Consider the following 14,078-nt stretch of genomic DNA (forward strand, 5'->3'; position numbering starts at 1 on the left):
TCCCTCGCCACAGGTGTCGCAGTGTTGCCCATTTGCAAGAGGATTTTGAAAATGTCCACAATGATACGCCCAGCCCTGAGCCTGTTAGTGCTGATGACCCTGATCACCGGCGTCGCCTATCCACTGGTGGTCACCGGCATCGCCCAGGTCGCATTCCCGGCCCAGGCCAACGGCAGCCTGATCCACGACGCCGATGGCAAAGTCCGCGGCTCATCGCTGATCGCCCAGGATTTCAGCGGTGACGGCTGGTTCCACCCGCGTCCTTCGGCGGGCGCGTTCGCCACGGTCGCCAGCAGTGCGAGCAACCTCGCACCGAGTAATCCGGCCCTCGCCACACGGGTGATCGACGACGCCAACAAACTGCAGGTTCCTGGCCAGGGCCCGGTGCCGTTAGCCTTGCTGACCACCTCCGCCAGCGGCCTCGATCCGCACTTGCCACCGGCAGCGATTGCCTATCAACTGGCGCGTGTCGCGGCGGCGCGAAACCTGCCCGTTTCGACTTTGCAGCAACTGCTCGATGCGCACATCGAACAACCGCTGGTGGGTCCGCCGGTGGTCAATGTGCTGGAGTTGAACCAGGCATTGCAAAACCTCTAAATCGGCGGCGCGGCCATTCGCGAGCAGGCTCGCTCCCACCTTTGGGATGCATATCCCTGTGGGAGCGAGCTTGCTTGCGAAGGGGTCATGACAGGCACCGAATCAATACCAGGAAGAGAGAGCACCCAGCATGAGCGACTCCGGCCGCGCCGACGCACTGTTAGCAGACCTGCCCCGGGACGGCCGTGGCCGCCTGAAGGTTTTCCTCGGCGCCGCCCCCGGCGTCGGCAAAACCTACGCCATGCTCCAGGCCGCGCACACGCAGTTGCGCCAGGGCGTGAAAGTCCTCGCCGGTGTCGTCGAAACCCATGGCCGCGCCGAAACCGAAGCGCTGCTCGGCGGCTTGCCGCAGCAACCGCTGGTGCGCACCGAATACCGTGGTGTGATGCTCGAAGAAATGGACCTCGACGGCCTTCTTGCCGCGAAGCCGAAACTGGTGCTGGTCGACGAACTGGCCCACAGCAACGCCCCCGGCAGCCGTCACGCGAAACGCTGGCAAGACATTCAGGAGTTGCTCGCCGCCGGCATCGACGTGTTCACCACCGTCAACGTCCAGCATTTGGAAAGCCTTAACGACCAGGTGCGCGGTATCACCGGCGTGCAGGTGCGCGAAACGCTGCCCGACTGGGTGCTGCAAGAAGCCTTTGAGCTGCTGCTGATCGACCTGCCGCCACGGGAGCTGCTTGAGCGGCTGCGCGAAGGCAAGGTCTACGTGCCGGAGCAGGCGCGTGCCGCCATCGATGCTTTTTTTACCCAGACCAATCTCACCGCGCTGCGCGAGCTGGCGATGCAGACGGCGGCGGCGCAGGTCGACAACGACCTCGCCCAAGGCTATCGCCAGCTCGGTCAGGCCGCACCGGCCGTGCGCGGGCGCCTGCTGGTCGGCGTCGATGGTGACGCGCAGGCCGAACGCCTGGTGCGGCATGCCAGCCGCGTCGCTCAGCGTCGGCATTTGCCGTGGAGTCTGGTCCATGTCGATAACGGCAGCGTGCGCGATGAACAATCGCGGCTGCGTCTGCAAAGCGCTCAGCAATTGGCCGAGCGCCTCGGTGGCGAAGTGGTGTTGCTGCGTGCCGGCGAAGTGGCGAAGACTTTGATTCAGCACGCCAGCGAACGCCGCGCGAGTCTGCTGTTGGTCGGCCAGTCGCGGCCACGATTGCGTCGGCGCTTGTTCGGCGGTGGATTGGCGGCGAGGCTGCTGCGTCAGGCCCACGGTCTGGAAATCAACGTACTCGACAGTGACCACGAACAGCACCCACCGCGCCCGCGCAATCCGATCACGCTGGTTTGGTTCGACTACGCGCTGGCGCTGGTTGCCACGGTATTGGCAAGTGCATTGGCATGGGCGGTATCGAGTGTGTTGCCGCTGCCGAACATCTCGCTGGTGTTTCTCGCCGCGGTGCTGCTGGTCGCGGTGCGCAGCAGCCTCGGCCCGGCGCTGGCGTGTGCGGCGCTGTCGTTTCTGACCTACGACTTTTTATTCATCCCGCCGAATTTCTCCTTCAGCATTCAGCGCGAAGAAGACGTGCTGACGCTGTTGTTCTTCCTGCTGATGGCGGCGCTCACCGGTAATCTCGCCGCGCGTCAGCGCCGGCAATTGCAGGCCCTGCGCGACACCCAGGAAGAGACCAGCGAACTGCTTGACCTGTCGCGCAAACTCACCGCCGCGACAGATCGTCAGGCGGTGGTCAGTGCGGCGGCGCAGCACCTCAACGGCTGGCACGACCTGCAACTGTGCTTGCTCAATCGCGACGGTCAGGGCGGCTGGAAGGTCGAGACCGGCGGCCCGCTGCAATTCAGCGAGGCAGAACGTGCCGCCGCCGACTGGGCCTGGCAACACGATCAACCGGCGGGCATGGGCACCGGCACGCTGCCGTCCGGGCGTTGGTGGTGGTGGCCGTTGTCGGTCGACGACGGGCCGCTGGCGCTGCTCGGGGTCTGCGCCAAAGAGGGCCAGATCCTGAGCGGCCAGCGCCGACGCTTGCTCACCGCATTGAGCCAGCCGCTCGCACAGGCGCTGGCGCGGGCGCAGTTGGCCGATGATCTGGAAGCCGCGCGCTTGCACGGCGAAACCGAGCAGTTGCGCAGCGCCTTGCTGGCATCGGTGTCCCACGATTTGCGCACGCCACTGACCGCCATGCGCGGCAGCATCGACAGCCTGCTGGCGCTGGGCGAAGCGATCCCGCTGGAGGACCGCCGCGAACTGCTGGAAGGCACCCGCGATGAAGCCGAGCGCCTCGACCGCTATATCCAGAATTTGCTCGACATGACCCGCCTCGGCCACGGTGCATTGAAGCTGGCGCGGGACTGGGTGTCGCCGGCCGACATCGTTGGCAGTTCGCTCAATCGCCTGCGTGCGGTGCTGGCGCCTTTGCAAGTGAGCACCGATGTGCCGGCTGAATTACCGTTGCTGTTTGTGCACGCGGCGTTGATCGAACAGGCATTGGTCAATGTCGTGGAGAACGCCGCACGCTTCTCGCCAGCCAACGGTCGTTTGCAACTGCGTGCCGGGGCTGACGATCAGGAGATCTTTTTCGCGGTCAGCGATGAGGGACCGGGCATCCCCGAAGACGAGCGGGCGAAGATTTTCGACATGTTCTATACCGCCGCGCGCGGTGATCGTGGAGGGCAGGGCACGGGCCTGGGACTGGCGATCTGTCAGGGCATGGTCGGCGCGCACGGCGGACGGATCAGCGTCGCCGACGGCATCGACGGGCGCGGCACGTGCATCACCCTGCACCTGCCGTTGCAGACGCAACCGGGGATGGACAATGAACCCTGAGTCCGTCTGCGCTACTCTCTTGTCACTCTTTTGTATCGACGTGAATTCATGAGCCAGACCGCGACCATTTTGGTCATCGATGACGAACCGCAGATCCGCAAGTTCCTGCGCATCAGCCTCGCGTCTCAGGGATATAAAGTGCTGGAAGCGGGGACGGGGGCCGAGGGCCTGGCACAGGCCGCGTTGAACAAGCCGGACCTGCTGGTGCTCGACCTCGGCTTGCCGGACATGGACGGTCAGCAAGTGCTGCGCGAATTTCGCGAATGGGCCACGGCGCCGGTGTTGGTGTTGTCGGTGCGCGCCAGCGAAGGGCAAAAAGTCGAGGCGCTGGATGGCGGCGCCAACGACTACGTGACCAAACCGTTCGGCATCCAGGAATTCCTCGCCCGGGTACGCGCATTGTTGCGTCAGGCACCGGCGGGCGAGGCGCCGCAAGCGGCGCTGAATTTCGGCCCGTTGACCGTGGATCTGGCTTATCGGCGGGTGCTGCTCGACGGCGCGGAAGTGGCCCTGACCCGCAAGGAATATGCAGTGCTGGCGCAACTGGCGCGGCATCCGGGCCGGGTGATTACCCAGCAGCAACTGCTCAAGGATATCTGGGGACCGACGCACACCGAGGACAGTCATTATCTGCGCATCGTGGTCGGGCACCTGCGCCAGAAGCTGGCGGATGATCCGACCCGGCCGCGGTTTATCGTGACGGAAGCGGGGGTGGGGTATCGGTTGTTGAGTGCTGATGGTCTGTAGTTTTGTGGTGTCTGGTCTGGCCTCTTCGCGGGCAAGCCCGCTCCCACAGTGAACTGTGTATGACACAGATTCCATTCACACCCAAGGACCCTGTGGGAGCGAGCTTGCTCGCGAAGAGGCCGGCAAATTCACCCAAACACTTTCAGGTACTCAACCCTGCTCACTCTCATACCGATCCAGCGTATCGCTGGCAATCTGCCGCCCCAGTGCGATCAATTCCGGTGCCTTGTAAAACTCGAAAAACCGGCACACCCGTTTCGGCACATTGATCAGGATATCCGGCGGATAGCCGGCAATCTTGTACTGCGCCAGCGAGGTCTGCATGACCTCGAAACTCTGGTTGATCAGGTCGAGCAGCGACGCCGGGCCGACGTTATCGATAATGAAAGAGCCAGTGGCGGACTTCGGCGCGCCTTCACGCTCGGGCGCGGCCGCCGGCTGCTGACTTTCCGGTTCGACGCCTTCAACCCAGGGATTGATGTCCGCCGCTTCGGCACGCAGCGCTTCCTGTTCCAGCCGCAACAACTGCTCGGCCTGCTTGCGCCTGAACGGCATCTTCGAACCCAGCGAATTGAGCAGGCTGTCGAAGCGTGAACGAAAGGCTGGCGGGCGTTCGATTACCGGTAGTTTGTAATGCCGCTGGTTGGTCGAGTTGAGATTGACCGCGATGATCAGATCGCAGTGGCTGGACACCACCGGCACGATCGGCAAAGGATTGAGGATGCCGCCATCGACCAGCATGCGATTGCCTTGCATCACCGGAGTGAACAGGCTGGGAATCGCCGCCGACGCGCGCATGGCCTGGTGCAGGCAACCTTCCTGGAACCAGATTTCCTGCTGGTTGGTGAGGTCGGCGGCGACGGCGGTGTAAGGGATGCGCAGGTCTTCGATATTGATTTCGCCGACGATCTTGCGGATCTGCCCGAAGACTTTTTCGCCGCGAATCGCGCCGAGGCGAAAACTCACGTCGACCAGCCGCAGCACGTCGAGGTAATCGAGGCTTTCGATCCAGCGGCGATACTCATCGAGCTTGCCGGCGGCATAAATCCCACCGACCACCGCGCCCATCGAACAACCGGCGATGCAGGCGATGTCGTAGCCGCGTCTTTCAAGTTCTTCGATAACGCCAATATGGGCGTAGCCCCGGGCCCCGCCGGAACCCAGCACCAGTGCGACACGCTTTTTCATCCAACGTCCTCCCGACAAGGTTTCACAATGCACCCATCGAGGCAGCGGCTCAATCGCCGACGTCGTTCAGCACGCCAATGACGTCGTTTTTTCGATACTGTGCGATGCTTCCAGACTATCCTTTTCGCCAATGCAGTTTGCTGGGCGGGCAAGGCACTTTTTCGCCGCCCGACCGTCTTACCTGCACGACTGTTGACCTACCTTGAGGTGTGAGTGATGAAAGCCTGGATCTGTGTGCCGTTGATGGCTCTGGTATTGGCCGGTTGTGCCGGCAAAACCGCGTATCGCGACAGCTGCGGCAGCCAGCTCGACGCGGCGTGGCATGAACTGGATCTGGCCAAGGCGGAAGGCTTCGCCGGCACGGTCAGCTATTCCAAGGCGCTGTCGCTGCTGACCGCAGCCAAGACCCAGCAGCAATTCGAAGGCTTCGAAGGCTGCAGCAAGAAAGCCGAGAAAGCGCGCTTCTACATTCGCGAATCCCGCGCAGGACGTTAACAGCAGCTGCAAGCTGCAAGCTACAAGCTACAAGCTGAACGCGGTTGCCTTAAGCTTGCAGCTTGCAGCTTGCAGCTTGCCGCTGCCTACGGAGTAGCCCCCCATGATCGACCGGTTGGTGGCTCATCTGTTGAGCCTGGAAGTGCGCTTGCTGGCTTGCCAGGCGCGGTTGGCCGCGCGCACCGATCCCGAGGCCTTGCACGATCTGCGTACCACGGTGCGGCGCTTGCGCAGTCTGCTGCGGCCATTGCGTGGGCTGCCGGGTGTCGAGCAACTGGAAGCCGCTGCCTCGGCGGTGGGTGATGTGACGACGCCGTGGCGCGATCGTGAGGTGCTGGCGGCGTATTTGCTCAAGCATGATCAAGGCGAAGCTGCCCAACGCCGCATGGCACAGATGGCCGAAGCGTATCCGGCACTGGCCGCCAGTGCGCAGTTGGCTTCGTTGCTGATGATCCTCGATGCCTTCCCGCGTTTCCTGCGTGCCGCGCAGCGTCAGGGCCTGCTCAAAGGCTTGGCCAAACGCATCGAAAAACGCCTGGGCAAGCAGTGGCAGAAACTCGATGAAGCGCTGCACGACCCCGCCCATGACCGCCATCGTCTGCGTCTGCTGATCAAACGCGTGCGCTATGGCATCGAAGCCTATCCCGAGCTGGATCGCTTGCCGGAACCGGCGCTCAAACGCTTGAAGTCTGCGCAAGCTGCCCTGGGCGACTGGCACGACTGCTGGCAATGGCTGGCGCGTGCCGAGCAGGAAGCGGATCTGCAACCGTGCGTGGCGACGTGGCAGGCCGGCTTGATCAACGCTGAACTGAAAGCCGATCAAGTGTTGGAAAAACTCAGCGCGACCTGCTTCAAATCCTGAGATCGCCGCGAATCCCCTGTAGGAGTGAGCCTGCTCGCGATAGCGGTCTATCAGTCGCCAATTCATTGTCAGATAAATCGCTATCGCGAGCAGGCTCACTCCTACAGAGGATTTTCAGCGTGACGGATATTGGTCCAAGGCCTATCTGTCAGCCCATTTGACCGGAATAGACGCTGCGCCGCGGTGCCGGGCTGGTTAAGATCGCCGCATCCCTTTTTTGCTTGCCGAGGTTGCCATGCGCTTTTGCGATCTGCTCGATGCCGTCCGCCAACAACCTGAAGTGACCATTCCCGCCGAATGGGGACAGGGTCGGGCCAGTTTTGGTGGCCTGGTGGCTGCGCTGCAATTTGAAGCCATGCGCGCCAGAGTGCCGGACGAGCGTCCGGTGCGTTCGCTGGCGATCACTTTCGTCGGCCCTGTCGAACCGCAAATCCCGGTGAGTTTCGAGGTCGAGGTGCTGCGCGAAGGCAAAGCCGTCAGCCAGGTATTGGGCCGAGCCATGCAGAAGGGTCAGGTGGTGACGATCATTCAGGGCAGCTTCGGTGCTTCGCGGCCCTCGGAAGTGGCCGTTGACGCGTACCCGGCACCGACCATGAAGCACTGGGATGAATGCCAGGAGCTGCCGTATATCAAAGGCGTGACGCCGGAGTTCATGCGTCATCTGGCGATGCGCTGGAGCGTCGGCGGCATGCCGTTCACCGGCACGCAGTCGCGGCAGATGGGCGGATGGGTGCGTTTGCGTGGAGACGTTCGGGAAGAGCCGGTCAATGAAGCGCATCTGCTGGCGCTGGTTGATGCGTGGCCACCGGCGCTGTTGCCGTACCTGAAGAAGCCGGCACCGGGCAGCACACTGACCTGGACCATCGAATTCGTTCAGCCCTTAAGGAACGTGAGTACGCTGGAATGGTGCCAATACCTGGCCGATATCGAATACGCTGCCGATGGCTACGGCCATGTCGCCGCAAAGCTGTGGAGCGCGGAGGGAGACTTGATCGCCATGAGTCGTCAGACGGTGACGATCTTTGCCTGACTCAATGCCGACGGTGACGCTCACGCCAGGCGCGCCACCAACCGCCGCTGAGCAAGAAGCGCGGGAAAGTCAGGAACTGCTCGACCAGCAAGCGTGACACCGCGTCTTTACGATCACTGAACGGCTCGGAGGCTTGCGCCTCCAGGCTGTGGCCGGGGCGCTGCAGACCCAGCGCCGCGAGGATACCGATCACGCCGATGGCGACGCTGGCCAGACTCAGGCTGAACACCCCCGACACGATCAACAGAAAGGCCACGATAAACAGCGGCACGGCAATCAGGTGCAGCACCAGATTGGTCGGATGCTGGTGATTGCCCGGGTAGGCGCGCCATTGCCACGCGGGAAGGTTGGGGTGACGTTTGCCCATGTTGCTACTCCTTGATCCATGTTTGAACTCATGGTTGAAGAATAGGCGCGGGCGAGGAGGGCGGCGAATCAAGGTTGGCTATTGAGTTGATAGCGGCAATGACCGTTTTTGATGTTGCCTGTTCTGACGCCATCGCGAGCAGGCTCAATCCTACCTGTTGGAACGCATTCCCCCTGTAGGAGTGAGCCTGCTCGCGATGGCGTCATCAAAGTTTCAACTGACCTATCGCCTTGTTAAGCGCCCCAGCCAGCGTCGCCAACTCACTGCTCGTCGTCGCCGAATCCACCGTCTGCCGTACGGTGTTTTCAGTCACATCGCGAATACTCACCACTGCGCGGTTCATCTCCTCGGCGACCTGACTCTGCTGCTCCGCCGCCACGGCAATCTGAGTGTTGCTCTCACGCATCTGTGCCACCGCCCCGGTGATGTCAGCCAGTGCCTCACCGGCCTCCTGCGCCTGTTGCACGCAGTCGTCGGCCTTGTACGAACTCTCCTGCATGAAGTCCACCGCATCGCGGGTGCCGGCCTGCAGGGCGGACACCATGGTGGTGATTTCATCGGTCGAGGTCTGCACGCGCTTGGCCAGATTGCGCACCTCATCGGCAACCACCGCAAAACCGCGGCCCATCTCGCCGGCGCGGGCCGCTTCGATGGCGGCGTTCAACGCGAGCAGGTTGGTCTGCTCGGCGATGCTGTGAATCACACTGACCACGCCGTTGATTTTCTGGCTGTCCTCGGCCAGCCGTTGAATCATCTCGGCGGTCTGCTGCACGCCGCTCGACAGCCCGGCAATCGACTGCTGCACGCGCGCCACTACCTGTTGGCCGCTGCCGGCGAGGCCGTCGGCGGTCTTTGACAGATCGCGGGTGGCACCGGCGTGCTGGGCGATGTGATAGACGGTGGCGGTCATCTCGTTGATTGCGGTGGCAGCCTGATCGGTTTCGCTCTGCTGGCCGAGCATGCCGTGACGCACTTCGTTCATGCTCGACGCCAGCCGTGCCGCACCGACGTCCAGTTGCCGCGCGGTGTTGGCGACGGTCGTGACCACACGCTGATAACCGGCCTGCATCGCATTGAAGGCATTGGCCATCTGCCCGACTTCGTCCTTGCCCGCCAACGGCACGCGGGCCGAGAGGTCGCCGGTTTTTTCGACGTGGAGCATGACGTCTTTCAACGTATTGAGTTGGCTGAGCAGAAAGCGGATCAGCAATTGCGAAGCGCCGAGCATCGCCAGCATCAGGATAAACACCGCGAATGCGTAGTTGGCGAAGCGCTCGCTGAACACCTGGCTCAGGCTCGGGGTGTAGGCGATGACCGCCACTTGTTCGCCATCGGCGCGGCTGAATACCTCGGCGCCCATTAACGGGTTGTCGCCGAACAGCGGCATTTCATTGATGGCATTCCAGCCGTTGCTGCCGCTGATTTCCAGCAGCGGTTGATCGTTGAGACGCGGTGCTTCACCGCGCTTGAAAGTCAGCACCTGAGCGGATTTGGGCAACGTCTGCTCTGGCGGCCAAGCCTTGAGCAGTTGCGCCTGCGCCTGAGCGGAGGCCTGCGCGGCGTGGCTGCGGGCCTGTTGTTCAAGCTGGACGGCGTACAACACCAGCAGCAGGGTGGTGACAAAGGCGACCGCGTTGACCGCCCAGAATTTGTATTTCAGCGAGATATTGCTAAGCCAGGCACCCATGGAGGTCTTCTCTGATAGCGGAAACAGTTTTGGCAAGGTGCCATTATTGTGCCGCTATCCAGATGAGAAGACCTTGATATGAGTCAACAGACGCCGCCATCCTGCTTTTTGTAGGAGTGAGCCTGCTCGCGATAGCGGTGTGTCAGTCAATGATGTAAGCAACTGACCCACCGCTATCGCGAGCAGGCTCACTCCTACAATGGGATTCGGTGGTGTCAGGAAACGATTGGCAAACCGTAGAATGCCCGGGCACAGGCGGTGGTATGCGCCGCCAGCGCTTCTTCGGTCTCGTCGCGATGCAACGCCACCTCGCGCAACACCTCAGTCAGATACGCCGGCTCATTGCGACCGTTTTTCGGTTTCGGCCGCAGCGTGCGCGGCAGCAGATACGGCGCATCGCTTTCCAGCATCAGCCGTCCCGGTTTGATCTCTTTGACCAGCGGATGCAGATGCGTGCCGCGGCGCTCGTCGCAGATCCAGCCGGTGATGCCGATGTGCAAGTCCAGATCAAGGTAGCTGAACAAGGCTTTTTGCTCGCCGGTGAAGCAATGCACCACGGCCGCGGGCAACTGATCGCGGTAATCCCTGAGGATCTCCAGCAATCGCTGGCTGGCATCACGTTCATGCAGGAACACTGGCAATTGCAGCTCGACCGCCAACGCCAGGTGTTCTCCGAGGACTTTCTCCTGTTGCGGGCGCGGCGAGAAGTCGCGATTGAAGTCCAGCCCGCATTCGCCCACTGCAACGACATTGCCTTCCTGCAACAGGCTGCGCAGGCGCCGTGCACTGTCGGCATTCCAGTCGCTGGCCGAATGCGGGTGAATGCCAGCGGTAGCAAACAGTCGCTGACCGCTGTCATCGAGTTGCCGGCACAGTTCAAGCGCCTGTTCGCTGCCCTCGACGCTGGTGCCGGTCAGCACCAGCTGGCAGACCCCGGCGGCATAGGCGCGGTCGAGCACGGCCTGGTGTTTATCGGCGAAACTGGGGTTGGTCAGGTTGACGCCGATATCGATGAGTTGCATGGTGCTACCTCGGGCCGAAGGCCGGAAAGCATATCAGAGCTGTAGATGTATAAGAAAAGCCAAGAACTACAACGCCTTATGGCTGTCTGTTGAGGCCGCGAGAGACCGGGGGTGGCGGTGATGCCATCACTGTGCCAGTCTTTCGCACTTTACCAGCGCTCCGAGCGCTCTGTTTTCCTCGGTGATTTCGCCACGGTTGTAGGCGCAAATCGCCCGTATTCTTTTCGGAGAGTGGATGCATCGTCCCTCGGTTTTGCTGCTGTTGTGTGGCGCGTTGCTGCTGCCGATGCCGGTGCTCGCCCGCTTGCCCGGGCCGCTGCAAGCCGTGCCGGCGACCAAGGTCCGCGACCTGTCCGAGATTCGCAGCAGCCGCGTGTTGCGGGTGCTGGTCAATCAGAGCCGCAACAGCTCTGGCGAAGTTCAGGGCCAGGCCATCGGTGTCGAATACCATCGCTTGCGTGCGTTCGAGCAATACCTCAATGGCCATGCCCGCGACGGTCAGGACGTCACCCTCAAGATTATCCCCAAAGCCAAGGATCAATTGCTCGGCGCCTTGCAGCGTGGCGAGGGCGACATGGTCGCGCCCGGCGAGTTGCTCGATTTGCCGTCGGGCTATGCGGTGTCCAGCAGCGAACCGATCGCCAGCAATGTGCCGTTGGTGCTGGTCGGCATCAAAGGCGAGCGGCGTTACACCAAGGTCGAGCAGCTTTCCGGAAAAACCCTCGCGTTGCCCACCGGCAGCGCGGCGGGGGAAGCGGTCAGCCAGTTGAATCAGAAACTGGCGCTGCACAAGCTGGCGCCGATCAATATCGAATGGGTCGATCCGACACTGGCGGTAGAGGACGTGCTGGAGATGGTTCAGGGCGGCATTTTCCACCTGACCATCGTCGAGCAACCGATTGCCGAGCGCTGGGGCAAGATCCTGCCCAAATTGCGCCTCGACCGGCAGCTGAACCTCGGCGAACCGGGCGAGGAGCATTGGTTCGTGCGGCGCGACGCGTCGATGTTGCGTGCGAGCATCGACCGCTTCCTCACCGGTTACAAGAAACCGTCAAACGAAGATGCCGCGTTTCTGCGCATTTATCGCCGCCTGTATCAAGTCCATTACCCCTTGGCCAAGGCCGATCGCCAGCGTCTGGAAAAACTGCGTCCGACCCTGCAGAAGCACGCCGACGCGCAGAACATGGACTGGCTGAATCTGGCGGCGCTGGCGTTCAAGGAATCGCGTCTGCAACCCAACGCCCGCAGTGGCAGCGGCCCGACCGGACTGATGCAGATCACGCCGTCCGCGGCCCAACGGGTCGGCGTCAGCAATATTCAGAATCTCGATGCCAATGTGCAGGCCGGGGCCAAATACCTGGCGATGATCCGTCGCAAGTTCTTCAACAGCCCGAAACTCAATGAGCGCGAACGCATGGCCTTCACGCTCGCCGCCTACAACATCGGCCCGGAGCGCGTGCAGGGCATGCGTGCCGAAGCGCGGCGACGCGGCCTGAATCCGAACCAGTGGTTCTTCCAGGTCGAGCGCATTGCCATGGAGCAGGTGGGAATGGGCGCCGTCAGCTATGTTAATAGTGTCAACAAGTATTACTTGGCATTCGACCGGGAGCGGGAGTCGCTGGAGCCGCGCGGGCAAAAAGTGGTCTCACGGAAATAATCTAACAATTCGATTGTTATGGCGCAATTTTTGCGCTTTAAACATAAAATAAACTGATTAATATAGCGACCAACCCAAACACACAAACACTTCTGCAAAACAAGGAATGCCCCATGAGTTCTCTGATCAACAAGGTTCTGTTCACCCGTGCCGGTTACGGCCTGACTGTTCTGCGTATCGCTGTCGGCGTCATCTTCGCCGCGCACGGTGCACAAAAGCTCTTTGGTCTGTTCGGCGGCTACGGCCTGGCCGGCACTGCGCAATGGATGGAGAGCATCGGCCTGACCCCGGGCTACCTGATGGCGTCGCTGGCCGGCGGTACCGAGTTCTTTGCCGGTCTGGCGCTGATCATCGGCCTGCTGGTGCGCCCGGCGGCACTGGGTCTGGCGTTCCTTTCGCTGGTGGCGATCTTCTCGGTACACATCGGCAACGGTCTGTTCATGGCCAACAACGGTTATGAGTTCGCCCTGGCCCTGCTGGCCGGCAGCATTGCAGTACTGATCGAAGGCGCCGGCAAGCTCTCGGTGGATCGCGCCATCGCCGGTTAAGCGCTCTGGCTCAAGCCTGAGGCCCGCATTGTGCGGGCCTTTTTTGTTGCGGCTGATTCTTGACACTGGTCGGTCACGTTATCTAGGATGTTGCTCATGCGCCGATTTAAACAGCTACTTGCGGGGCGCCAGGTAACTCGATCAGTTACCGTCAGAAGCCGGAGCAGGGCTTCGAAATACCGCTAAAGCGCTGGTTCGGTGTTGCCTCTCACCTGCCATGCAGACTTTTGAGGCAGAGACACGACACGATGAATGCACTACGCCCTCCAGCACGTCCCGCGCCGATCACGGCTCATATCACCCAGCGCAACCCGAAAATTCTCCTTGGCGGCAAACACCAGCCGACGCTGTTGCGTTATCTCGATGGCTGGCCACGTCGCAGCGGCGGTCCTGCCGCCTTCCTGATCCAGTTTGTTGATGACGGTGAGTCGCTGGCGCGTTTTGCCACCGACAGTTTCGATCTGGCGGTGATTCAGGCGCCCGGCGCAGAAGAGGCGCCTGACATGATCAAGCAACTGACCCGCGTTGCGCGGCAGGGTTTGATCACTCGCCGCTGATTCGGCTTACGGGTATTCGATCGCGACGATATAGACGAACTGCTCGCCGGTCGGCGTCTGTACCCGGACTTCCGCGTCAAGCGCTTTGCCGATCAACGCGCGAGCCAGCGGCGAGTCGATGCTGATCAGGCCTTGTTTCAGATCCAGTTCATCCGGGCCGACGATGCGGTAGCGCGATTGCTTGCCGTCCTCGTCCTCGATGGTCACCCAGGCGCCGAAGTAGACCTTGTTCGGATCGCTGGGTTTTTCGCTGACTACCTTGAGTGCTTCCAGGCGTTTGGTGAGAAAGCGCACACGACTGTCGATTTCGCGCAGCATTTTCTTGCCGTAGGTGTACTCGGCGTTTTCCGAACGGTCGCCCTGCGCCGCCGCCTCACTGACGGCTTGCGTGACTTGCGGGCGACGCACATGCCACAACTCATGAAATTCAGCGCGCATCCGCGCCTCACCCTCGGGGGTGATCAGCGCGGTGCCAGCGGTGCGGGGAGGGCGATAGCGGCTCATGGCAACTTCTTGTGATTAAGACGGCTTTGAGTCTA

14 protein-coding genes are annotated in these 14,078 nt (G+C 61.8%); 9 read left to right on the plus strand and 5 right to left on the minus strand.

Annotated elements, in window-relative coordinates; translation table 11 throughout:
• Positions 1-51: 51 nt before the first annotated feature.
• From kdpC to HU743_RS06890, 3 genes are all read left to right on the plus strand, one after another.
• Positions 52-597: a potassium-transporting ATPase subunit KdpC gene (gene kdpC, locus HU743_RS06880; protein WP_186647767.1), complete on the plus strand. Its 546-nt coding sequence runs from the start codon at positions 52-54 to the stop codon at positions 595-597.
• Positions 598-727: 130 nt separating this feature from the next.
• A complete protein-coding gene (locus HU743_RS06885; protein WP_186647769.1) occupies positions 728-3,379 on the plus strand; it encodes a sensor histidine kinase KdpD in 2,652 nt (883 codons plus the stop codon).
• Positions 3,380-3,427: 48 nt separating this feature from the next.
• A complete protein-coding gene (locus tag HU743_RS06890) occupies positions 3,428-4,126 on the plus strand; it encodes a response regulator (RefSeq protein ID WP_186647771.1) in 699 nt (232 codons plus the stop codon).
• Positions 4,127-4,276: 150 nt separating this feature from the next.
• On the opposite strand, the gene HU743_RS06895 is transcribed toward HU743_RS06890, so the two are convergent.
• Positions 4,277-5,314, minus strand: coding sequence for a patatin-like phospholipase family protein (locus HU743_RS06895; RefSeq protein WP_186547072.1), 1,038 nt, complete (start codon positions 5,312-5,314; stop codon positions 4,277-4,279).
• Positions 5,315-5,530: 216 nt separating this feature from the next.
• Here HU743_RS06895 and HU743_RS06900 point away from each other — a divergent pair, with 216 nt between their 5' ends.
• The 3 genes from HU743_RS06900 (at position 5,531) to HU743_RS06910 (ending at position 7,701) form a co-directional block, all read left to right on the plus strand.
• Positions 5,531-5,809, plus strand: coding sequence for a hypothetical protein (locus HU743_RS06900; RefSeq protein WP_016770894.1), 279 nt, complete (start codon positions 5,531-5,533; stop codon positions 5,807-5,809).
• Between the two features lie 103 nt (positions 5,810-5,912).
• On the plus strand, positions 5,913-6,671 hold the full coding sequence (locus HU743_RS06905; RefSeq protein ID WP_186647773.1) for a CHAD domain-containing protein: 759 nt from the start codon (positions 5,913-5,915) through the stop codon (positions 6,669-6,671).
• 235 nt (positions 6,672-6,906) lie between these two features.
• Positions 6,907-7,701 (plus strand): thioesterase family protein, encoded by a 795-nt coding sequence (locus HU743_RS06910; RefSeq protein ID WP_186647775.1) that lies wholly within the window; start codon positions 6,907-6,909, stop codon positions 7,699-7,701.
• 1 nt (position 7,702) lies between these two features.
• On the opposite strand, the gene HU743_RS06915 is transcribed toward HU743_RS06910, so the two are convergent.
• The 3 genes from HU743_RS06915 to HU743_RS06925 all read right to left on the minus strand — a co-directional run bounded on the left by HU743_RS06915 (position 7,703) and on the right by HU743_RS06925 (position 10,777).
• Positions 7,703-8,068 carry a terminase gene (locus HU743_RS06915; protein WP_186647777.1) on the minus strand — a complete coding sequence of 122 codons (366 nt, stop codon included), beginning with the start codon at positions 8,066-8,068 and terminating at the stop codon, positions 7,703-7,705.
• Positions 8,069-8,273: 205 nt separating this feature from the next.
• The gene (locus HU743_RS06920) at positions 8,274-9,755 is read right to left on the minus strand and encodes a methyl-accepting chemotaxis protein (protein WP_186647779.1); all 1,482 of its coding nucleotides are present in this window, start codon (positions 9,753-9,755) and stop codon (positions 8,274-8,276) included.
• Between the two features lie 215 nt (positions 9,756-9,970).
• Positions 9,971-10,777 carry a TatD family hydrolase gene (locus HU743_RS06925; protein ID WP_186647781.1) on the minus strand — a complete coding sequence of 269 codons (807 nt, stop codon included), beginning with the start codon at positions 10,775-10,777 and terminating at the stop codon, positions 9,971-9,973.
• A 235-nt stretch (positions 10,778-11,012) separates the two neighbouring features.
• On the opposite strand from HU743_RS06925, the gene HU743_RS06930 reads away from it, so the two are divergent.
• The 3 genes from HU743_RS06930 (at position 11,013) to HU743_RS06940 (ending at position 13,539) form a co-directional block, all read left to right on the plus strand.
• Positions 11,013-12,434, plus strand: a complete 1,422-nt coding sequence (locus HU743_RS06930; protein WP_186619145.1) for a transglycosylase SLT domain-containing protein — start codon at positions 11,013-11,015, stop codon at positions 12,432-12,434.
• A gap of 113 nt (positions 12,435-12,547) precedes the next feature.
• Positions 12,548-12,982, plus strand: a complete 435-nt coding sequence (locus tag HU743_RS06935; RefSeq protein WP_186619146.1) for a DoxX family protein — start codon at positions 12,548-12,550, stop codon at positions 12,980-12,982.
• A 248-nt stretch (positions 12,983-13,230) separates the two neighbouring features.
• Entirely contained in the window at positions 13,231-13,539 is a 309-nt protein-coding gene (locus HU743_RS06940) for a class I SAM-dependent methyltransferase (protein WP_186647783.1), read from the plus strand.
• Positions 13,540-13,545: 6 nt separating this feature from the next.
• On the opposite strand, the gene greB is transcribed toward HU743_RS06940, so the two are convergent.
• Positions 13,546-14,043 (minus strand): transcription elongation factor GreB, encoded by a 498-nt coding sequence (greB, locus tag HU743_RS06945; RefSeq protein ID WP_071173132.1) that lies wholly within the window; start codon positions 14,041-14,043, stop codon positions 13,546-13,548.
• Positions 14,044-14,078: the final 35 nt, after the last annotated feature.

Origin of the sequence: Pseudomonas sp. SWRI99, from assembly GCF_014270125.1 — a bacterium.
Taxonomy (GTDB): domain Bacteria; phylum Pseudomonadota; class Gammaproteobacteria; order Pseudomonadales; family Pseudomonadaceae; genus Aquipseudomonas; species Aquipseudomonas hamedanensis.